This window comes from Enterobacter cloacae complex sp. IR5428, from assembly GCF_049238585.1.
Lineage (GTDB): Bacteria > Pseudomonadota > Gammaproteobacteria > Enterobacterales > Enterobacteriaceae > Enterobacter > Enterobacter intestinihominis.
In genome coordinates, this window is sequence record NZ_JBMKHV010000014.1 from 37245 (window position 1) to 59283 (window position 22039).

19 protein-coding genes are annotated in these 22039 nt (G+C 55.3%); 9 read left to right on the plus strand and 10 right to left on the minus strand.

Annotation, left to right across the window (positions count from 1 at the left end; all coding sequences use genetic code 11):
- The first annotated feature begins 175 nt into the window (after positions 1-175).
- The 3 genes from fdhF (at position 176) to ACOTXC_RS18450 (ending at position 3591) form a co-directional block, all read left to right on the plus strand.
- Entirely contained in the window at positions 176-2323 is a 2148-nt protein-coding gene (fdhF, locus tag ACOTXC_RS18440) for a formate dehydrogenase subunit alpha (protein ID WP_126490757.1), read from the plus strand.
- Between the two features lie 319 nt (positions 2324-2642).
- On the plus strand, positions 2643-2795 hold the full coding sequence (locus ACOTXC_RS18445) for a Hok/Gef family protein (protein ID WP_023299102.1): 153 nt from the start codon (positions 2643-2645) through the stop codon (positions 2793-2795).
- A gap of 121 nt (positions 2796-2916) precedes the next feature.
- Positions 2917-3591, plus strand: coding sequence for a tetratricopeptide repeat protein (locus ACOTXC_RS18450; protein WP_126490813.1), 675 nt, complete (start codon positions 2917-2919; stop codon positions 3589-3591).
- Between the two features lie 83 nt (positions 3592-3674).
- Here the strand turns inward: ACOTXC_RS18450 and gltP are convergent, their stop codons facing one another.
- The gene (gltP, locus tag ACOTXC_RS18455) at positions 3675-4988 is read right to left on the minus strand and encodes a glutamate/aspartate:proton symporter GltP (RefSeq protein ID WP_022646765.1); all 1314 of its coding nucleotides are present in this window, start codon (positions 4986-4988) and stop codon (positions 3675-3677) included.
- Positions 4989-5411: 423 nt separating this feature from the next.
- Between gltP and acs the strand changes: the two genes are divergently transcribed.
- From acs to actP, 3 genes are all read left to right on the plus strand, one after another.
- Positions 5412-7370 (plus strand): acetate--CoA ligase, encoded by a 1959-nt coding sequence (gene acs / locus ACOTXC_RS18460; RefSeq protein ID WP_022646764.1) that lies wholly within the window; start codon positions 5412-5414, stop codon positions 7368-7370.
- 134 nt (positions 7371-7504) lie between these two features.
- A complete protein-coding gene (locus ACOTXC_RS18465; RefSeq protein ID WP_022646763.1) occupies positions 7505-7819 on the plus strand; it encodes a DUF485 domain-containing protein in 315 nt (104 codons plus the stop codon).
- Positions 7816-9465 carry a cation/acetate symporter ActP gene (gene actP / locus ACOTXC_RS18470; RefSeq protein WP_023299099.1) on the plus strand — a complete coding sequence of 550 codons (1650 nt, stop codon included), beginning with the start codon at positions 7816-7818 and terminating at the stop codon, positions 9463-9465. Before ACOTXC_RS18465 ends, actP begins: the two co-directional genes overlap by 4 nt.
- A gap of 33 nt (positions 9466-9498) precedes the next feature.
- Here the strand turns inward: actP and ACOTXC_RS18475 are convergent, their stop codons facing one another.
- Together ACOTXC_RS18475 and ACOTXC_RS18480 are read right to left on the minus strand one after the other, a co-directional pair.
- Positions 9499-10188 (minus strand): LrgB family protein, encoded by a 690-nt coding sequence (locus tag ACOTXC_RS18475; RefSeq protein WP_022646761.1) that lies wholly within the window; start codon positions 10186-10188, stop codon positions 9499-9501.
- Positions 10181-10591, minus strand: coding sequence for a CidA/LrgA family protein (locus tag ACOTXC_RS18480; protein WP_421767889.1), 411 nt, complete (start codon positions 10589-10591; stop codon positions 10181-10183). The genes ACOTXC_RS18475 and ACOTXC_RS18480 overlap by 8 nt, the downstream gene beginning before the upstream one ends.
- 102 nt (positions 10592-10693) lie before the next feature.
- Between ACOTXC_RS18480 and ACOTXC_RS18485 the strand changes: the two genes are divergently transcribed.
- On the plus strand, positions 10694-11581 hold the full coding sequence (locus ACOTXC_RS18485; protein ID WP_022646759.1) for a LysR family transcriptional regulator: 888 nt from the start codon (positions 10694-10696) through the stop codon (positions 11579-11581).
- Positions 11582-12093: 512 nt separating this feature from the next.
- Here ACOTXC_RS18485 and ACOTXC_RS18490 read toward each other — a convergent pair.
- The 4 genes from ACOTXC_RS18490 to soxR all read right to left on the minus strand — a co-directional run bounded on the left by ACOTXC_RS18490 (position 12094) and on the right by soxR (position 16981).
- Positions 12094-13740, minus strand: a complete 1647-nt coding sequence (locus tag ACOTXC_RS18490; RefSeq protein ID WP_022646758.1) for a Na+/H+ antiporter — start codon at positions 13738-13740, stop codon at positions 12094-12096.
- Positions 13741-13893: 153 nt separating this feature from the next.
- Positions 13894-15243, minus strand: a complete 1350-nt coding sequence (ghxP, locus tag ACOTXC_RS18495) for a guanine/hypoxanthine transporter GhxP (protein ID WP_022646757.1) — start codon at positions 15241-15243, stop codon at positions 13894-13896.
- Between the two features lie 297 nt (positions 15244-15540).
- Positions 15541-16212 (minus strand): glutathione S-transferase family protein, encoded by a 672-nt coding sequence (locus ACOTXC_RS18500; protein WP_421767890.1) that lies wholly within the window; start codon positions 16210-16212, stop codon positions 15541-15543.
- Between the two features lie 310 nt (positions 16213-16522).
- A complete protein-coding gene (gene soxR, locus ACOTXC_RS18505) occupies positions 16523-16981 on the minus strand; it encodes a redox-sensitive transcriptional activator SoxR (RefSeq protein WP_003860275.1) in 459 nt (152 codons plus the stop codon).
- Between the two features lie 98 nt (positions 16982-17079).
- Here soxR and soxS point away from each other — a divergent pair, with 98 nt between their 5' ends.
- Positions 17080-17406, plus strand: a complete 327-nt coding sequence (gene soxS, locus ACOTXC_RS18510; protein WP_003860277.1) for a superoxide response transcriptional regulator SoxS — start codon at positions 17080-17082, stop codon at positions 17404-17406.
- Between the two features lie 6 nt (positions 17407-17412).
- Here the strand turns inward: soxS and ACOTXC_RS18515 are convergent, their stop codons facing one another.
- Both ACOTXC_RS18515 and ACOTXC_RS18520 read right to left on the minus strand, forming a co-directional pair.
- Entirely contained in the window at positions 17413-18978 is a 1566-nt protein-coding gene (locus ACOTXC_RS18515; protein ID WP_069596152.1) for an EAL domain-containing protein, read from the minus strand.
- A 265-nt stretch (positions 18979-19243) separates the two neighbouring features.
- A complete protein-coding gene (locus tag ACOTXC_RS18520) occupies positions 19244-20644 on the minus strand; it encodes a sensor domain-containing diguanylate cyclase (protein WP_032677167.1) in 1401 nt (466 codons plus the stop codon).
- Between the two features lie 440 nt (positions 20645-21084).
- Here ACOTXC_RS18520 and ACOTXC_RS18525 point away from each other — a divergent pair, with 440 nt between their 5' ends.
- The gene (locus ACOTXC_RS18525; protein ID WP_022646751.1) at positions 21085-21366 is read left to right on the plus strand and encodes a YjcB family protein; all 282 of its coding nucleotides are present in this window, start codon (positions 21085-21087) and stop codon (positions 21364-21366) included.
- A 61-nt stretch (positions 21367-21427) separates the two neighbouring features.
- Here the strand turns inward: ACOTXC_RS18525 and ssb1 are convergent, their stop codons facing one another.
- Positions 21428-21952, minus strand: coding sequence for a single-stranded DNA-binding protein SSB1 (gene ssb1, locus ACOTXC_RS18530; protein ID WP_421767891.1), 525 nt, complete (start codon positions 21950-21952; stop codon positions 21428-21430).
- Positions 21953-22039: the final 87 nt, after the last annotated feature.

Here is a 22039-nt window from a genome sequence, read left to right on the forward strand (position 1 = left end):
AATTCAATCCATGTCACATCCCCTGCCCTTTCGACACGTCAATTTTGACGATTGGCTGTTTTTCGTCAGGGTTTTGCCCCGCAAAGGGTCGTAAAGTCAGGAAATACCCATAGTAAAAACATGGCATAGAAGCTGCATATTGGGCAGGTAAGAACTGTTTAACTGGAGCAAAGTGATGAAAAAAGTCGTCACGGTTTGCCCTTATTGTGCCTCAGGTTGCAAGATCCACCTGGTGGTCGATAACGGCAAAATCGTCCGGGCGGAAGCGGCGCAGGGTAAAACCAATCAGGGCACGCTGTGCCTGAAAGGGTACTACGGCTGGGATTTTATTAACGATACCCAAATCCTCACCCCGCGCCTGAAAACCCCTATGATCCGCCGCGAGCGCGGCGGCAAGCTGGAAGCCGTCTCCTGGAATGAAGCGCTGGATTATGTTGCCACGCGCCTTAGCGCCATCAAGGCCAAGTATGGCCCGGATGCGATTCAGACCACCGGCTCCTCACGCGGAACCGGGAATGAAACCAACTATGTGATGCAAAAATTCGCGCGCGCCGTTATTGGTACCAATAACGTCGACTGCTGCGCTCGCGTCTGACACGGCCCATCGGTTGCAGGTCTGCACCAGTCGGTCGGTAACGGCGCAATGAGTAATGCCATCAACGAGATAGATAACACCGATCTGGTGTTCATCTTCGGCTATAACCCGGCGGATTCTCACCCTATCGTCGCGAATCACGTGATTCGCGCCAAACAGAACGGGGCGAAAATCATCGTCTGCGATCCGCGCAAAATTGAAACCGCGCGCATTGCCGATATGCACATCGCACTGAAAAACGGCTCAAACATCGCGCTGTTGAATGCGATGGGGCACGTCATTATTGAGGAGAACCTCTACGACCAGGCGTTTGTCGCGAGCCGTACGGAAGGGTTTGAAGAGTATCGCAAGATTGTCGAAGGCTATACGCCGGAGTCCGTAGAGGCGATAACCGGCGTCAGTGCACAGGAGATCCGCCAGGCGGCGCGGATGTACGCCGGAGCGAAAACCGCCGCCATTCTGTGGGGTATGGGCGTGACCCAGTTCTACCAGGGCGTGGAAACCGTGCGCTCGCTCACCAGCCTCGCCATGTTGACCGGCAATCTGGGTAAAGCGCATGTGGGCGTGAACCCGGTACGTGGTCAGAATAACGTGCAGGGCGCGTGCGACATGGGCGCGCTGCCGGACACCTATCCGGGCTACCAGTACGTCAAATTCCCGGAAAATCGCGAGAAATTCGCGAAGGCCTGGGGCGTGGAGAGCCTGCCTGAGCACACGGGGTATCGCATCAGCGAGCTGCCGCACCGCGCGGCGCACGGTGAAGTGCGTGCGGCCTACATCATGGGTGAAGATCCGCTCCAGACCGACGCCGAGTTGTCTGCGGTGCGTAAAGGGTTTGAGGATCTGGAGCTGGTGATTGTTCAGGATATCTTTATGACCAAAACCGCGGCGGCGGCGGATGTGATTTTACCGTCGACCTCCTGGGGAGAGCATGAAGGTGTCTATACGGCGGCAGACCGCGGCTTCCAGCGCTTCTTCAAGGCTGTCGAGCCGAAGTGGGATCTGAAAACGGACTGGCAGATCATCAGCGAAATCGCCACCCGCATGGGCTACCCGATGCACTACAACAACACCCAGGAGATCTGGGACGAGTTGCGGCATCTGTGCCCGGACTTTTATGGGGCAACCTATGAAAAAATGGGTGAGCTAGGCTACATCCAGTGGCCATGCCGGGATGAGTCAGAGGCGGATCAGGGAACGTCGTACCTCTTTAAAGAAAAATTCGACACCCCGAACGGGCTGGCGCAATTCTTCACCTGCGACTGGGTCGCGCCGATCGATAAACTCACCGACGAGTATCCGATGGTGCTCTCCACCGTGCGTGAAGTGGGCCATTACTCCTGCCGTTCCATGACCGGCAACTGCGCCGCGCTGGCGGCGCTGGCGGATGAACCGGGCTACGCGCAGATCAACACCGCCGATGCCGAACGGCTCGGTATTGAAGATGAAGCGCTGGTGTGGGTGAACTCGCGTAAAGGCCGCATCATTACCCGCGCGCAGGTCAGCGACCGTCCGAACAAAGGCGCGGTCTATATGACCTACCAGTGGTGGATTGGCGCCTGTAACGAGCTGGTGACGGAGAACTTAAGCCCGATAACCAAAACGCCGGAGTATAAATACTGCGCCGTAAACGTGGAGCCCATAGCGGATCAGCGCGCAGCGGAACAGTACGTGATCGACGAATATAACAAGCTGAAAACCCGCCTGCGTGAAAGCGCAATGGGATGAAGCTGTTAATTAATCGCTGACTAAATGGGGTGAGATATTCACCCCATTATTATTTCTGGCATCGCTATTAATAATATCAATATATTTCTCTGAAGACGTCTCGCAGAAAAATGTAATTTGCGCGAAAATTAATTACATCTTTGCATTTTAATTCAGAGGGATAAGATATGCGGCGGGTGCTTAAGACTTTCTGTCTTGAGCATTGTTGAGGGACAGAAAGTGGAAAGCCCCGGGAAATTTGCATTTACCCGAGGCTACCCCTCAACCCCAACAAGTTGAGAGTAGCCTCTTATTCTTTTTTTCACAAGGAGTAAAAGGCATGACGCCATTAAAAACTGCGTTAGGCATCGTCTTTATTATTTGCCTGACGATAGTGATCTTTACCTTTATTACTCGCGGTAAGTTATGTGAGTTTTCAATAAAGAGTGAACATCAGGAGGTGGCGGCGAAATTAGCCTGTAACGCAGGCTAACCTCTTCGGGTGGAACGCGTGTTCCGCCCGGCTTGTGGGATGCTGAGGTCTTAACGCACCCGTTTTTTTCTTCTGTCACCGCGATTATACTGCGCGGCATGTACCCCGATGATAAGAATCCATGAAAGCCATTTTTCTGTTGTTGTTATTTTTAACCGCCTTTGCCCGTGCCGATGAGATAGGCAGCCAGTATCGAAAACAGGCGGAAGCCGGTGATGCGCGCGCCCAGTATTATCTTGCCGATACGTACTTCAGCTCCGGCGACAGCAAGCAGGCCGCGCTGTGGGCCGAGAAAGCGGCGAAAGGCGGCAATGTCGACGCCATGGCGCTGCTGTCGCAAATCCTCTTTACGCAGGGCGACTACGCACAGGCCAAAGCTCTGGCCCAACAGGCAAACATTGCGGGCAGCAAACGCGGCGCGATCATGCTGGCGCGGGTGCTGGTGAACACGCAAGCAGGCAAGAGCGACTACCCGCAGGCCATTAAACTGCTGCAAACGGCGACCGAAGACATCGATAGCGACTCGGCGGTAGACGCGCAACAGCTGCTGGGGCTGATCTATGCCAACGGCGTTGAAGTCCCTCAGGATGACGTGCAGGCTGCGGCGTGGTTCAAGCGGAGTTCGGCTCTGTCCCGGACGGGCTATGCGGAGTACTGGGCAGGCATGCTGTTCAGGCAGGGTGAGAAAGGCTTTATCACACCGAATAAACAGAAAGCGCTTTACTGGTTAAACCTGAGCTGTACGGAAGGGTTTGATACCGGGTGTGAAGAGTTTGATGCGTTGAGCGGAGAGTAAATTATTGCCCGGTGGCGCTGCGCTTACCGGGCCTACGGTTATGTAGGCCGGGTAAGGCGAAGCCGCCACCCGGCATTTTTACATCATTGGTCAGCCGTTTTATCAAAACGACCCAGCACCTCGCGTTCATACGCCAGCGCTTTTTTACGGTCGAACTTGTGTTCCCACTTGGAGATTACCAGCACCGCCAGCGCATTACCCACCACGTTCAGCGCGGTACGCGCCATGTCGAGGATACGGTCCACACCGGCGATAAACGCCAGGCCTTCCAGCGGAATACCGACGCTGCCCAGCGTCGCCAGCAGCACCACGAAGGAGACGCCCGGCACGCCTGCGATACCCTTTGAGGTCACCATCAGGGTCAACACCAGCACGATTTCCTGCCACAGCGACAGGTCAATGCCGTACAGCTGAGCGATAAAGATTGCCGCAATACTCTGATACAGCGTTGAACCATCCAGGTTGAAGGAGTAACCGGTCGGTACAACGAAGCTGGTAATGGACGCCGGTGCACCGTAGGCCTCCATCTTCTCAATGATACGCGGCAGCACGCTCTCAGAACTTGCCGTGGAGTACGCCAGAATCAGCTCATCTTTCAGAATGCGGATCAGGATCCAGATGCTCAGCCCGCACAGGCGCGCCACAATCCCCAGCACCACCAGCGCGAAGAACAGGATCGCGAAGTGCACCAGAATCACCAGCTTCGCCAACGGCCACAGGGAAGCAAAGCCGAAGTTCGCCACGGTTACGGCGATCAGCGCAAAAACACCCACCGGCGCATAGCGCATCACCATGTGGGTGACTTTGAACATGGTTTCAGAGATAGAGCGGAACACCGTTACCAGCGGTTCACGGTGCGTCGCGGGCAGGGAAGAAAGCCCCAGACCAAAGAGCACCGAGAAGAAGATGATCGGCAGCATCTCGCCCTTCGCCATTGACGCGATAATGTTGGTCGGCACCAGCGAGAGGATAGTCCCCATCAGCCCATGCGAATGGCTCTGCACGTCGGCGGTGGTGCTTTGGTATTTCGAAATATCCACCGTCGCCAGCTGCGACATATCAATCCCGGAACCTGGCTGGAACACGTTCGCCAGGGTGATACCAAGAATGATGGCAACCGTGGTGATCACTTCGAAATAGAGAATGGTTTTAACGCCGATGCGGCCTAACTGTTTCGCATCACCTACCCCGGCAATACCGACCACCAGCGTCGAGATCACAATCGGCACAACAATCATCTTGATCAGATGAATAAAGATATCGCCCGCTGGCGAGAGAAGGTTCGCAATCAGCCACTCGCGGCTGTCGCTATGGTAATGGAGGTAACTGCCCAGCAAGATGCCCAGCACAAGGGCCAGCAGGATCTGCCAGGCCAGGCTGACTTTCAAATTTTTCATAGAAACTGACTTCCTCAATGAAATCTCCGCACCAGCAAAACTGCATGAATATGGAGACATACTGAAAGGGTATGAATTGTGTTGCGTTGGTTTATGGGATTTTTTAACGCGCCGTATGAGTATCATTTGCACGGCATGCTGCGCAAGCCTTAAAGAACAAGGCATTTCACTGCAAAAAGCGTCATTGACGGTAATTAATAGCAATCCACATCAATAACCGATTGTTATGAAAAAACTTTTACAAACAAAAAAGTGAATAATTCTTCAGATGAATTATTTCCCTTCAAAGTTTCATTCGCTCAATTTTCATACTCTTCAGACATTGCGTGATCTGTCGCCCAAATACTAAACAAAGCTTGTAAAGCCCCTACTATTAACGTTTTTGCGACATATTATTAACATCTTACAAGGAGAAAAAAAGCCATGAGCCAAATACACAAACACGACATTCCCGCAAACATTGCGGACCGTTGCCTGATAAGCCCGGAGCAGTACCAGGAGAAATACCAGCAGTCCATTTCCAGCCCTGACGCATTCTGGGGTGAACAGGGCCACATCCTCGACTGGATCAAACCTTATCAGAAGGTAAAGAACACCTCTTTCGCGCCGGGCAACGTCTCCATTAAATGGTATGAAGACGGCACGCTGAACCTGGCGGCGAACTGCCTGGACCGCCATCTTGCCGAACGCGGCAACGAAACGGCCATTATCTGGGAAGGCGACGATGCCTCTCAGAGCAAACACATCTCATATAAAGAGCTTCATCGCGACGTCTGCCGCTTCGCCAACGTGCTGCTGGCCCAGGGCATTAAAAAAGGCGATGTGGTGGCGATCTATATGCCGATGGTGCCGGAAGCCGCGGTGGCTATGCTGGCCTGCGCGCGCATCGGCGCGATCCACTCCGTTATTTTTGGTGGCTTCTCGCCGGAGGCGGTTGCCGGACGTATCGTCGACTCGAACTCAAAGCTGGTGATCACCGCTGACGAGGGCGTGCGTGCCGGGCGCGGCATTCCGCTGAAGAAAAACGTCGATGAAGCGCTGAAAAACCCGAACGTGAAATCCATCCATAACGTCATTGTCTTCAAACGCACGGGCGGCAACATTGACTGGCACGAGAGCCGAGACCTGTGGTGGAGCGATCTGATTGAAAACGCAAGCGACCAGCATCAGCCGGAAGAGATGAACGCGGAAGATCCGCTGTTTATCCTTTATACCTCCGGATCCACCGGTAAGCCGAAAGGCGTGCTGCATACCACCGGCGGCTATCTGGTTTACGCGGCCACCACCTTTAAATACGTTTTCGACTACCATCCGGGCGACATCTACTGGTGTACCGCCGACGTGGGCTGGGTCACCGGTCACAGCTACCTGCTGTACGGCCCGCTGGCCTGCGGCGCAACGACGCTGATGTTTGAAGGCGTACCTAACTGGCCATCGCCGGCGCGTATGTGTCAGGTGGTTGATAAGCATCAGGTCAACATTCTCTACACCGCGCCAACGGCGATCCGTGCGCTGATGGCGGAAGGCGATAAAGCCATCGAAGGGACCGACCGCTCTTCCCTGCGCATCCTCGGTTCCGTGGGCGAGCCGATCAACCCGGAAGCCTGGGAGTGGTACTGGAAGAAGATCGGCAACGAGAAGTGCCCGGTGATGGACACCTGGTGGCAGACCGAAACCGGCGGCTTCATGATCACCCCGATGCCGGGCGCCACGCAGTTGAAAGCCGGTTCGGCCACCCGTCCGTTCTTCGGCGTGCAGCCCGCGCTGGTGGACAACGAAGGCAATCCGCAGGAAGGGGCCACCGAAGGCAACCTGGTAATCGTCGATTCCTGGCCTGGCCAGGCGCGTACCCTGTTCGGCGACCATGAGCGCTTCGAGCAGACCTACTTCTCGACCTTTAAAAACATGTACTTCAGCGGCGACGGCGCGCGCCGGGACGAAGACGGTTATTACTGGATCACCGGACGCGTGGACGACGTGCTGAATGTTTCCGGCCACCGTCTGGGCACGGCGGAGATTGAGTCTGCGCTGGTGTCGCATCCGAAGATTGCCGAAGCGGCAGTTGTCGGCATTCCTCACAACATCAAAGGCCAGGCGATCTACGCCTACGTCACCCTGAACCACGGCGAGGAGCCGTCGCCAGAGCTGTATACCGAGGTGCGTAACTGGGTGCGTAAAGAGATCGGCCCGCTGGCCACGCCGGACGTGCTGCACTGGACCGACTCACTGCCGAAAACCCGTTCCGGCAAGATTATGCGCCGTATTCTGCGCAAAATCGCAGCGGGCGACACCAGCAACCTCGGTGATACCTCAACGCTTGCCGATCCTGGCGTGGTGGACAAACTGCTCGAAGAGAAGCAGGCCATCGCAATGCCTTCCTAGTGTTTTCTCCCTCTCCCCGTGGGAGAGGGCCGGGGTGAGGGCATCAGACCGCACCTTCCTTCCATCACCCTAACCCTCTCCCCATAGGGGAGAGGGGATAAAAACAAACCAACCTTACCTTTGGAGACTCTGTGATGAATAACGATATTTGTCAGCAGATAGAGAATAGTGCGCACTACAGGGAGCTCGTCGAAAAACGGCAACGGTTTGCCTTTATCCTTTCCATCATCATGCTGGTTATTTACGTCGGCTTTATTCTGCTGATCGCCTTTGCACCGCAGTGGCTCGGTACGCCGCTGCACGCCGGAACCAGCGTTACGCGCGGCATCCCAATTGGCATTGGCGTTATCGTTATTTCGTTTGTGCTGACAGGTGTGTATGTCTGGCGTGCGAACGGTGAATTCGATCGTCTTAACAGAGAAGTTCTGCGCGAGGTAAAAGCATCATGAAGCGAGTCCTGACGGCGCTTGCCGCCACACTTCCCTTTGCTGCCCATGCGGCAGATGCCCTTACCGGCGAGGTCCAGCGCCAGCCAACCAACTGGCAGGCGATTATCATGTTCCTGATTTTCGTGGTGCTAACGCTTTACATCACCTACTGGGCGTCGAAACGCGTGCGCTCCCGTAACGATTACTACACCGCGGGCGGCAACATTACCGGCTTCCAGAACGGGCTGGCGATTGCGGGAGACTTTATGTCTGCCGCCTCGTTCCTCGGGATCTCCGCGCTGGTTTATACCTCGGGGTATGACGGCCTGATCTACTCCCTCGGCTTCCTCGTCGGCTGGCCGATCATTCTGTTCCTGATTGCCGAGCGCCTGCGTAACCTTGGCCGCTACACCTTTGCAGACGTAGCTTCATACCGCCTCAAACAAGGCCCCATCCGCATGCTCTCCGCCTGCGGTTCGCTGGTGGTGGTGGCGCTGTACCTGATTGCCCAGATGGTCGGCGCGGGTAAATTGATCGAGCTGCTGTTCGGTCTGAACTACCACGTCGCGGTGGTGCTGGTAGGCGTGCTGATGGTGATGTACGTCCTGTTCGGCGGCATGCTGGCCACCACCTGGGTACAGATCATCAAAGCGGTACTGCTGCTGTTCGGCGCCAGCTTTATGGCCTTTATGGTAATGAAGCACGTCGGGTTCAGCTTCAATAATCTGTTTACCGAAGCCATGTCAGTGCACCCGAAAGGGGAAGCGATCATGAGCCCGGGCGGGCTGGTGAAAGATCCGATATCCGCGCTCTCGCTCGGTCTCGGCCTGATGTTCGGTACCGCTGGCCTGCCGCATATCCTGATGCGTTTCTTCACGGTGTCTGATGCACGTGAAGCGCGTAAAAGCGTGTTCTACGCCACCGGGTTTATGGGCTACTTCTACATACTGACCTTTATCATCGGCTTTGGCGCGATCATGCTGGTGGGGGCAAACCCGGCGTTTAAAGACGCGGCGGGCGCGCTTATCGGCGGTAACAACATGGCGGCGGTGCATCTGGCCGACGCGGTAGGCGGTAACCTGTTCCTCGGCTTTATCTCTGCCGTGGCCTTCGCCACCATCCTCGCGGTGGTTGCCGGGCTGACGTTGGCTGGTGCGTCTGCGGTATCGCACGATCTCTACGCCAACGTTTTCCGCAAAGGCGCAAGCGAGCGCGATGAGCTGAAAGTCTCCAAAATCACCGTACTGGTGCTGGGCGTCGTCGCCATCCTGCTGGGGATTTTGTTCGAGAAGCAGAACATCGCCTTTATGGTGGGGCTGGCCTTCTCGATTGCGGCAAGCTGTAACTTCCCGATCATTCTGCTCTCCATGTACTGGTCAAAACTGACCACCCGTGGGGCGATGATTGGCGGCTGGCTGGGGCTGCTGACGGCGGTGATTCTGATGATCCTCGGCCCGACCATCTGGGTGCAGATCCTCGGTCACGAAAGCGCTATCTTCCCGTATGAATACCCGGCGCTGTTCTCCATTGCCGTGGCGTTTATCGGGATCTGGTTCTTCTCAGCGACCGACAACTCGCCGGAGGGTAACCTGGAGCGTGAGAAATTCCGCGCCCAGTTTATCCGCTCGCAAACCGGCCTGGGTGTTGAGCAGGGCCGCGCGCACTAAACCTTTTCTCCCCGGTCGCTCTGGCCGGGGAACTTAAAACATCACCCACGCCACCAGCGGCGCGATTAATACCATTGTCACGCCCGAGAGCATCATCACCAGGCTTGCAACAACGCCTTCCTGCTGTCCCAGCTCATACGAACGTGCCGTCCCCGCCCCGTGCGACGCCGCGCCAAACCCCGCCCCTTTCGCCATCCCTTCGCGAATGGAAAGGCGCAGAAACAGCACATCCCCCACTGCCATGCCGAACACGCCGGTCACCACCACAAACAGCGCCACCAGATCCGGCTGTCCGCCGAGCGGTTTAGCCGCCGCCAGCGCGAACGGTGTGGTCACCGAGCGTACCGCCAGGCTGCGCTGGATTTCATCAGACAGGGTAAACAGCCGCGCCAGCCAGACCGAGCTGCACACCGCCACTACCGTCGCGGTGACGACTCCCGCGCTGAGCGACATCCAGTGGCGTTTAATAATTGCCAGGTTGTCATACACCGGCACCGCAAAGGCGATAGTCGCCGGGCCGAGCAGCCACAGCAGCCAGTGGGATTCACCAATGTAGTTCTGCCAGGAGATATGGCCGAAGACCAGCATCAGCACCAGCAGGATCGGCGTAAAGACCAGCGGCATCAGCGGCAGCGTGCGAAAGCGGCGATACAGGCGCTTGTTGGCAAAGTAAATGACGACTGTCGCAATCAGGCATAGCACGCTTATCTGAAAGTTAGTCATGCTTCTGCCTGCTGATTTCAAAGCGATACACTTTATCCACCACCCAGGCGGTGGCGCCCAGCACCATCAGCGTGCTCAGGGCGATAACCGCAAAGATGCGCCAGCCGTCGACCATCAGCAGTTGCGCATAATTCACCACCGCCACCACGGCCGGAACGAAGAACAGCAGCATCTCCGCCAGCAGCCAGCGCGCATCGGCCCGCACCCAGCTAAGGGGTAACGCGCGACAGAGGATCAACGTCAGCATCAGCACCATTCCCACCAGGTTGGCGGGTAAAGGCAGGTTCAGCCAGTCGACAAGATATTCAGCAAAAACAAACAGTCCCGCGTAGAGCAGTACCTGAACCGGTACCTGGAGTCGTTGAACAACGGCAGGCGTAACACGGCTTAACGCCACGGCCATGGGGGTTTTCCTCAGAAATGAGACGAGGCGCCAGTATAGTGAGCGTACGGTATCGACTGAAATGAATTAAAATCATCGAAGGTATAGTTTCGAGGAATAATCATGGACATAAGAACGCTGCGCTATTTTGTCGAGGTGGTTCGCCAGCAAAGTTTTACCCGCGCAGCGGAGAAGTTATTCGTAACCCAGCCTACCATCAGTAAGATGCTGAAAAACCTCGAAGATGAGCTGAACTGTACCCTGCTGATCCGCGACGGGCGCAAGCTGCTGCTGACCGATACCGGTCGCGTGGTGTTCGAGCGCGGGCTGGCAATTCTGGCGGAGTTCCGCCAGCTGGAGGCCGAGCTTGGGGACATCAACCACCTGACAAAAGGGCTGCTGCGGCTCGGCATTCCGCCGATGGTCGGCATGATGATGGCCGGGCCGATTAGCCTGTTTCGCCAGCGCTATCCCGGCGTTGAGCTAAAAATTTCTGAATTTGGCGGCCTGACCGTGCAGCAGGCGGTGATGAACGGTGAACTGGACGTGGCCATGACGGCCCTTCCCGTAGAGGAGGAAAGCGGCCTGGCGACGCTGCCGCTGTTCAGCCACCCGCTGTGCGTGCTGGTGCCGCGCTCCGGCGACTGGCTGAAGATTGAATCAGTAAAACCCGAGCTGCTCGGCGAACACCCGCTGCTGATTTACAACGAAGATTTCGCCTTAAGCCGCCAGCTGATGGCGCTGTTTAACCAGCACAACGTAAAGCCGCGCATTGCGGTGCGCAGCGGCCAGTGGGATTTTCTGGCGGCGATGGTACAGGCGGGCGTGGGGATAGCCATTCTGCCGCAGCCGATCTGCGAGCGGCTGGATAAAAACACGCTGCGCTGGATCCCGCTGGAGAGCGATCTGCACTGGCAGTTAGGGATGATCTGGCGTGAAGGGGTGTATCTGTCGCACAGCGCACAGGCGTGGTTGCAATGCTGTGAGGGGTTTTGGGTACCCTCACCCTAACCCTCTCCCATAGGGCTGAGGGTTCCCCACAAATTAATGCGAGCACTGAGCAATCCCCTCGCCCCTCCGGGGAGAGGGTTAGGGTGAGGGGAACATACGGCGGTGGTGGTCATTCCGTTCACTTTATGTTCCTTGCTACTCTGTAACGACATGACCGGTGAACGTGCCAGGGTGGCTCAGTCGCCACCACCCTGGCGACCCGGGCTCCCGGCGGTAAATCGCCGCTTCGCGGTGCCCTCGGCTTATTCCTTCCGGCTTATCGGGTACGGGCGGAGGCAACGTCCCTGTAAAGCCGCCCTCTCGGCGCATCCCTGCGCCTCGCCCCGGCCTGCAGGAAACGCCTCAGCGATTTACAGCCGGACCAGGGCATCGCTGACAGCCCTCAGTCATTTAGAAAGCAACTTTATTGCTTCTGCATAAAAAAATTACTGGGGAACCCTCAGCCCATAGGGAGAGGGAACCGATCGAGCACGTAGGCCCGGTAAGCGCAGCGCCACCGGGCAATTACAGCGCTACTGATTCTCTATCAACAACGCTTCCAGCAGATCCAGATCGTGCAGCAGCTTTTGCAGCGTCTCGTTGCTGATCTGCCGCGTCGCGCGCAGGTGATACAGCTCGGCACGCTCGGAGCGCAGCGCCGCCAGGCGGAAACGGCGCTCGAGGTTCTCTTCCTGCAACGAACTTTCCACGTCGTTACGTCCGTCAGCACGGCGACGCAAATTACCGATCACGCGTGAACTGACTTCCTTCAGCAGCTGGTTATCAATGTTCTCTTCGGCATCGGCGGCCAGACGCTCCTCCATCTTCTCGATGGCGACAATCGCTACTTCCGCCGTCGCCGCACGGGCAATCCGCTCTTCCTTATGCTGCTGCGAGGTGTCACCCGCATCAATATGCTGCAGCAGAATCGGCAGCATAATTACGCCGACAAACAGGGAGAAGAGGATCACGCCCGCCGCCAGGAACACCAGCTCGTAGCGCGCCGGGAAGACGTCGCCCGTCGGCAGAAGCAGAGGAATGGAGAGCACACCAGCAAGGGTGATCGCCCCGCGAACGCCCGCGAAAGAGGCAATCAGCAGCTCGCGCGTGGTCCAGGAGCCGAACTCCATCGGCTTTTTGGTCAGGAAGCGAACGCTGAACTTCTTCATCGTCCACAGCCAGCCGAAACGCACCAGCATCAGCGAAAGGTAGATGAGTACGATATCGGTAAACAGCATCCAGACTTCAACGTTTGGATCCGCTTCGGCCGCGATCAGCGAAGATTCCATAATGCCCGGCAGTTGCAGGCCCAACAGCAGGAACACCATGCCGTTAAAGACAAACTCGAGCATCGCCCAGGTACTGTTCGCGCGCAGACGCATCGCCAGCGGCGCCCGGCGCATCACGCCGGAACGGGTGATGGTCATCCCCGCGGCTACCGCCGCCAGAATGCCCGACACGCCGATATGTTCGGCAATCAGGTAAGAGGCGAACGGCAGCAGGAACAGCAGGACGATCTGCGTCGCCGGTTCATCGCCGCCCCAGCGGCTGAGGAAGCGCAGCGAACGACCGTACAGCCAGCTTACAACAAAGCCTGCGAGGATACCGCCAATCGCCACCTTGAAGAATTCGAGGGTTGCACCGCCGACGGTAAAGACCATGGTGCCCATGGCTACCGCCACGGCAAACTTCAGGGCGACCAGGCCGGAAGCGTCGTTCATCAGCGCCTCGCCCTGCAAAATGCCCATGATTTTCTTAGGAATGCGCCCTTCGCCCACAATGCCGGACAGCGCCACGGCGTCGGTCGGCGACAGCACGGCAGCCAGCGCAAAGGCGGGTATAAGCGGGATCCCCGGTACGGCCCAGTAGATCAGGAAACCAATCCCGACCACGGTAACGACCACCAGCGCCAGCGCCAGACCGAAGATCTCTCGCCCGTGCTCAAGAAATTCGCGCGTCGGCGTTTTCCAGCCATCGGCAAACAGCAGCGGCGGGATAAACAGCACGAGGAACAGTTCCGGATCGAACTCCACGTGCAGACCGAACGTCGGCCACGCCAGCAGCGCACCGATAGCTATTTGCATTAAAGGCAGGGGGACCTGGAAGGGCAGTACGCGTGTAACCACCCCGGATAATGAGACCACAAGGGTCATGATGAGTATTGTGAAGAAAATTTCCATGCGTTCCCTGTTTGCTGTGTTTCTTTTTAAGCCAAACCTGAGGCGTCGTGCCTCTTATTCTATCCTCTCCAGAGTAACGTAAAAGACAACGGGATGAGTCCTGAAAATAAAAACGGGCGGCCTGAGCCACCCGTTTTCGCATCAATGGATAACTTAAATTGCCCAGCCGCCCGCGTAGAACGCCACCAGCGCAACGGCGATGACAACGGTACCGATGTTCAGCTTGCGCCACTCACCGGAGACCAGACGCCCAATCACCAGCGAGGCGAAACCGATCATAATGCCGGTCACGATGTTACAGGTCAGCACGATAAAGACCGCGGTGATCAGGCCGGACATGGCATCAACAAAGTCAGCAAAGTCGATTTTCGCCACGTTGCTCAGCATCAGCAGGCCGACGTACATCAGCGCAGGTGCGGTCGCGTAAGCTGGCACCAGATAAGAGAGCGGAGAGAGGAACAGGATCAGCAGGAACAGTACGCCAACGGTAATAGCCGTCAGGCCGGTTTTGCCGCCTGCCGCCGTACCCGCTGCGGACTCAATGTACACTGCCGCTGGCGCTGCACCCACCAGACCAGAGAAAACGCTGCTCAGGGAGTCGGTGGTCAGCGCTTTGCCGCCGTCAATGATCTGGCCGTCTTTGTCCAGCAGGTTAGCCTGCCCCGCCACCGCGCGGATGGTCCCGGTGGCGTCAAACACCGCGGTCATTACCAGCGCCAGCACGCTTGGCAGGATCACCGGGTTCAGCGCGCCCACAATATCCAGGCTGCCAATCAGGGAGTTACCGTTGTCATCGCTCAGCGACGGCATGGCGAAAATCCCGGAGAAATGAACGGACGGGTCGAAGATCAGACCGACGATGGACACGCCGATAATGGTCAGCAGAATGCCGCCCGGCACTTTCAGTTTTTCCAGGCCAATGATCACCGCCAGACCCACCAGCGACATAATTACCGGGAAGCTCGCGAAGTTACCCAGCGCAACCGGCAGGCCGTCCAGCGGGTTCTTGATGACCAGACCCACGCCGTTGGCGGCAATCAGCAGCAGGAACAGGCCGATGCCGATACCGGTGCCGTGCGCCACGCCCTGCGGCAGGTTGCGCAAAATCCAGCTACGGATGCCGGTAGCAGAGATCACGGTGAACAGAACACCCATCAGGAACACCGCGCCGAGCGCTACGGGGACGCTGATATGCTGGCCCAGCACCAGGCTGAAGGCGGTAAACGCGGTCAGGGAGATGGCGCACCCGATCGCCAGCGGCAGGTTCGCCCACAGGCCCATCACAATCGAACCCACACCCGCAACCAGGCAGGTGGCAACAAAGACCGCCGCTGGCGGGAAGCCCGCTTTGCCGAGCATGCCCGGCACCACGATGACGGAGTACACCATCGCCAGAAACGTCGTCAGACCGGCAACAACTTCCTGGCGCACGGTGCTGCCGCGAGCAGAAATTTTAAACATGGCGTCAAGTGAACCGCCGGTACGCGCAGATGGCGTAGACATAGAAAACATCCCCTGAAAATTTTTATTGAAAGTCCGTAAGCGTGGTGGAGACTCCACTGCCAGCGAAACGTCAAATCCTTGTGCTGCGTTTGCGACGAAAGGGGCGTCACAAAAAAAGCAAACGTTTAGCTCCGCGCTTACAAAACGGGTGGTCAAATGTAGGCAAACGATTATCTAGCCTAATACCCGCCCTTTTCAACTGAACTTTCTCGTTTTTCGCTAAAATTGCCTCATGACGATGAAGAATTAAGCAGAGGATGCGCAAACGTTATCGTCCATGCGCAATTTCGTTACATTTCATCCCCCGCCGGGTATCGTCAGCGGGCCGCCTTTCGCAAGCGTTGTCTGCCAGCCCGGACGTGCCTCCACTCTCTGTTTCCACGCCGCTATGTGGTCGAGATTGTCGATGCCGCCTCTCGCCAGCAGGGCGAAGAGGGGAAAACTCATCTGGATGTCCGCCATGGTCAGCGTGTCGCCGGCAAACCAGCTGTTTTCGGCAAGATGATCGTTAATAAAGCGCGCATGCGTTTCCAGCTGGCGGTTGAGATACGCTTTTTGCACCCCCTGCCCCAGCGCCTTACCCAGCGTGCGCAGGCCAAACGGGACGGGGGGGTTGCCGAGGCTGTTAAATACCAGCTTCATTAACAGCAGCGGCATCAAGGACCCTTCGGCGTAATGCAGCCAGAAGCGATACTGCACTTTATGGGCGGGATCTAACGGTTTGAATCGTGACGCCGAATCGTACGTTTCCTGAAGATATTCCAGAATCGCGCCTGATTCAGCCAGAACCAGTCCGTTATCTTCCAGTACCGGGGATTTTCCCAGCGGATGCACTTTTTTGAGCGCGTCTGGTGCGAGCATGGTTTTTTCGCGCTGGTAGCGCACAATCTCATATGTCAGACCCAGTTCTTCCAGCGCCCAGAGGACGCGATGGGAACGAGACTGGTTAAGGTGGTGGACCGTTAGCATGATGTTCTCCGGTGATTCATACTTTTTAACTATAGAAAACTGAACAACTTCACGAAAAAAATTCGGCTAAAATCTCATCATCTCCGGTGGCAAAAACGGCGGCCGGGCATAGAATTAAAGTGTCAGTACAAACCGGAACCTCCTCCACAAGCTCGACACGAGGAGTACTGATGTCGGGGGAAACCCTCCCGTGAGCCAGCGGGATAGAGAGAAAGACAAAGACCGGAAAAAACTAAAGCGCCCTTAGTGGCGCTTTAGTTCTTTATGCTTGTTGCCGGATGGCGGCTGCGCCTTACCCGGCACACACCTCTCAATCCTCCTCCAGCAACCGCGCCCCTGTTCCCTGCTCGCCCAGCCTGTCACCCGGGTTACGCAGCGGACAATCGCTACGTGATAAACACCCGCAACCAATGCAGCCATCCAGTTCATCGCGCAGGGCCACCAGCGTGTGAATACGACGATCCAGTTCTTCTCGCCACTGGGACGACAGCTGCTTCCACTCTTTCGCGCTCAGCGAGTGCCCTTCCGGCAATACGCCGAACGCGTCGCCGATGGTAGCCAGGGGGATGCCGATACGTTGCGCAATTTTGATAATCGCCACGTAGCGGAGCACATCGCGGGTATAGCGCCGCTGGTTTCCGGCGTTACGGATACTTTTTATTAACCCTTTGCTTTCATAGAAGTGGAGCGCCGACACCGCCACGCCGCTTCGTTTCGCCACTTCACCGGGGGTTAACAGCGCTTTGATGCGCGGTAATCTCTTTTCCATAAAACCTCTTTACCTCAAGTTAACTTGAGGAATTATACTCCCCCGCAGAGAAAACGACGAATCAACCAGGACAGATGTCTCCACAGAGGGGTAACCTTATGTCGCATCAGCAAATTATTCAGACGCTTATTGAATGGATTGATGAACATATCGACCAGCCGTTGAACATTGATGTGGTCGCTAAGAAGTCGGGCTATTCGAAATGGTATTTACAGAGAATGTTCCGCACCGTAATGCATCAAACGCTGGGTGACTACATTCGCCAGCGCAGGCTCCTGCTGGCGGCGCAGGCGTTACGCTCAACGCAGCGGCCCATTTTTGATATCGCAATGGATCTGGGCTATGTGTCGCAGCAGACCTTTTCCCGCGTCTTCCGCCGCGAGTTTGACCGTACGCCGAGCGACTACCGCCATCAGCTCAATTAATGCGTGTTAACGCAAGGGTTGCTGCTGCCAGGCCATAAATGCCTGGGGCGGCATCGCTTTCGCGAAGTGCCATCCCTGACAATACTGCACGCCACGCTTCAGCAGCCAGCTCACCTGCTCCCCCGTCTCGACCCCTTCCGCAATGGTTTTCAGCCGCAGGCTTTGCGCCATCTCAATGATGTGCTCGGCAATCAGGTGGCTGGTGCTGTTGGTGGTTAAGGTATCGATAAAAGATTTGTCGATTTTCAGGATATCGACGTTTAGCGAATAGAGGTTATGCAGGTTAGAGTAGCCGGTTCCGAAATCATCAATCGCCACTTCATACCCCGCCTGGCGAAACGCCTGAATGACCGGCGTGGTTTTCGGCACGTCAATAAACCCCCGCTCCGTCACCTCAATTTTTATTTGCTGCGCGCGAACCGAGTAAAAGCGGGCTTTGTCGGAGATCAGGGCAATAAGACGCGAAGAGTGAAAATCCGACGCCGACAGGTTAATCGAGACATACAGATCGGGGTGAGCGGCAAGAAAATGGCCCAGATCGGTGAACACCTCCTCCACGACGTAATCCGTAATGCGCTCAATCATCCCCTCTTTTTCGGCCAGGGGAATAAATTCCGCCGGGCTCATAACCTGACCGTTGAATCCTGGCCAGCGCAACAACGCCTCTGCTCCCACGCACTGGTTATTTTTTATATCAATAATGGGCTGATAATGGACGCACAGCTGGCGTTTATTCAACGCCCGGTGCAGAAGTCGGCCAGGCGAATTGAATTCACGGTGTGTTCGCGACCACACCAGCAAAATAATAATGCTGCAAATCATCCCCAGCGGTAGCGTCAGAGTAGCCTGATGATAAAGCGTTTTATAAAAACGGGCATTGGAGGTTGAAACGATGGCCGCAATGGGCCTCTGCTCTGATTTTACAATCGTATAAAAACGGTCATCTTTCTGAAAAGTCGTTTCCTGATGTCGGAGCATCGAATGCAATAAAGAAATATTGGCTTTCTGACTCACAGAAAAGAATGCATTGCTGACGGTGTCATACACTCCCCACGACAGGGAACGATCGTCTGACATCACCTCACTGTACGAAAGCGGGTTGACCACTGCGACATAATTTCCGCGCTGCATATATATCATTTTATAACCATTAAAAAATGGCGTATCGCGAAAATAATAGATAGCAACGTCGGGTTTACGTGTGTAATTGGCAGCGGGGATGATGTAAGGATGAGCCGGCGTAAAAAGGGTCGAGCAGAGAAAGTCCTGGCCTTCAGCATAAATTAAATCGGCAACAAAAAGGCGACCGCGGGAAACGTTCAACATATATTGACGATGCTCCGGCGTACACACTTTACCCTGATATTTTTCCGCGTCTTCCCGGGCCATATCAACCTGTTGAATAACCCGTTCAGTTTTGTTTAAAGCAAGTTCAGCAAACGTGCGCAGCTGAGCGCTGATTTCCGACACGGCTCTAAGCTGGGCAAACCATAGCGCAAGCATCACCGGCAGCATAACTACCATGATAATCCCGACCGCTTTGAGCATTTTGCGCCGCGCGCTACGATTCATTTCCCGCTCTGTATCCCTGCATGTTGTACGCCTGTAGCAATGAAGACCGGCTGCTTTGATAAACAGGTGATTACGTTGCATGAATCATGGAAAGTTAGCAACTGACTTTTGGTATTAAAAATCCTAAAATTCGTGATGCCGATAATATTTTCCCGTAAGCCAAACTAAAAGTATTCATTTCGTTTCTGATAAGGATAATAATTACCCGCGACATGTGTGGAAAATTTGTTGGCTGAAATAGCCTGCTCTTTGTTCTTATGCTGATTTATAAATAATCAGACGCCAGAACCGTTTTTCCTCTTCCCGTACGCTTGGCGTCATATAATGCCTGATCGGCACGCATCAGTATGGCAGAAGTATCCCGTTGCCCGTGACAGACTTCAACCACCCCGGCGCTGAAAGAGAGTACCAGCGTTTTATCGCCCACACGCAGCGGTTTTGAGATCAGCGCGGCACGCAGCCGGGAAGAGAGCAACGTAGCGGCCATACCATCCGTACGCGCCAGCAGAAGAACAAACTCTTCGCCTCCTACCCGTCCCAGTGCCGACCCGGCCGGGCTCACTTCGCGAATACGGTCGCAAAAGTGAATCAATGCCGCATCGCCAACCTGATGTCCCCACCGATCGTTGATCTGCTTGAAATAATCGAGATCGAACATCAGGAGACAGAAATGGCTACTGACATCCTGCGGCGAACTGGCTGCCAGCGCCATTTTGAGCCGCTGTAAAATTGTCGAGCGATTCAGACAGCCCGTCAGATCGTCCGTGGTGGCTTTGACGGTCAGCTGCTGTTCTGCTTTTTTACGTTCGGTGATATCGAGGCCAATATTGAGAATGGAGTTATCCGGTAAAAGGATGTTTGACCAGAGGATGGTTAACGGCGTCCCGTCTTTACGCACCGGGTGCCATTCGTACATATCCTTAAGTGGTGCGAAACGAACCGACTCCTGCACGCGCTGTCGCTCCTCGGGATCCGGGTAAAACAGGGCCAGCGGATCGGGGTGCTCGCCGATTTCAGTCATACTCCAGCCAAAGACTTTTTCGCATTCGGCGTTCCACAATACACACCGGTTATGCCTGTCAAAGGCGTTCATCAATACCGGAGCACGTTCAAATAAAGTTTTATATTGCGTGACGACGCGCTGCATCTCTTGCGCTGTTTTTTCCCGCACGATGATGTCATCAAAATAATCTTTTAGCTTCTCGACCAATACCACCACGATATTTTTCAATATCGGCAACGAGGTCAGTTTTTCATTAAAAGCCAAAAAGAAATAACCACTGCACTGTCTGCCATGCGCTGAGAGTTTACACAGCACGCCGCTTTGCAGCCGCGCATAGCCCGGGTGCTGAGGGGAAAATACCGCCCGGCCAATATGCTCTTTCCAGTAGATAACGCGCCAGGCGCGGTGATGCCGCTGCAACAGGGTGCTGGCAAGAAAATCCGCCACGTTGAAGGCGTGACACGTCACGTCGCCGGCACAAACCACGCGCGGCCCGTCTGCTGATTCGACACTGACCCACGAGAGATTTGCCCCCAGTGCGCTGTTGATGATTTCCAGCATTTCAACCGGCGAACACTGCGCGTTGAGTTGTGGCATCAGCTTCGCCAGGGCGTGCAGAGCCTGCATGCTGTCGTTAATAATCTCGCGTCTTTTTTCTTTCATTATCTTTTCGCAGGTCATTAATCGAGAGAGCAACCGCAATAACTCATATCTGAATAAAAGAATAAGACCACGAAATCAAAGAGTATGCTGAGTGTTAAAAAAGAATAAAAATCCAAAAAAACCAAATAATTCAATGTGATGAATTATTTTTGCGGGTACATTTATTGTTCCACACAAGCATAATCCATAGACATACTGCTGTAAACGCTATACAGCCGAGGGTGTTTTGCAAAGGTTTTGCTATCTGAATGAATTAAAAATAAAAATTCCGGCTTAGCGCCGATCTGAACGAGGACGATATATTTTACCCGGTTATAAACCCACTTTTACCTCATACGATACTGGCGAATAAAACAGCAAATGTGATATAGTTCACACATCTTATGTAACGAGAAACATTGTTTCATTCCAGTTCGTCTGTTTTGTCGAGGATGGGTTTTATGGCAACCATTACCACCAGCATGGTGCTCCTGCGCTGGCCGTTGTTGAGCGCGGTTTTGATGTTCCTGGCCAGCACATTAAACATTCAGTTCCGAAAGTCCGACTACGCAGGTCTTGCTGTGATTAGCACCCTGTTAGGGTTGGGTGCCGCATGCTGGTTCGCGACAGGTTTGCTCGGCATTACGCTGGTGGATATGGCCGCCGTCTGGGAAAACATTAAAGTGGTGATGGTTGAAGCCATGAGCCACACTCCGCCAGACTGGCCGATGGTGATTACCTGATAGCCTGTTATAAAAAAACCCAGACATTGTCTGGGTTTTTTGTGTTTCACGCGTCTGGATATCAGAACGGGATATCGTCGTCGAAGTCCATTGGCGGTTCGTTAGACGGTGCCGGAGCAGACTGCTGCTGCGGACGAGACTGCGCGCCGCCGCTAAACTGATTGCCGCCCTGAGGCTGTTGAGGCTGACCCCAACCGCCCTGCTGCTGGCCGCCACCTGCCGGTACGCCACCGCCCTGACGACCACCCAGCATCTGCATGGTGCCGCCTACGTTGACCACCACTTCCGTGGTGTATTTTTCCTGACCGGATTGATCGGTCCATTTGCGGGTACGCAGCTGGCCTTCGATATAGACCTGAGAACCCTTACGCAGATACTCACCGGCCACTTCAGCCAGTTTGCCAAACAGCACAACGCGGTGCCATTCGGTCTGCTCTTTCATTTCACCGGTCGCTTTATCACGCCAGGATTCGGAAGTAGCCAGCGTAATGTTGGCAACTGCGCCACCACTCGGCATGTAGCGTACTTCCGGGTCCTGGCCCAGATTACCGACGAGAATCACCTTGTTTACGCCTCTGCTGGCCATGTTCGTGTCTCCTGAATACGTTTCTTAATAGTGTAAACGCGCGAGTGTACCATTTCCATGCGACACTTTGATAGTTGCGTAGCATGT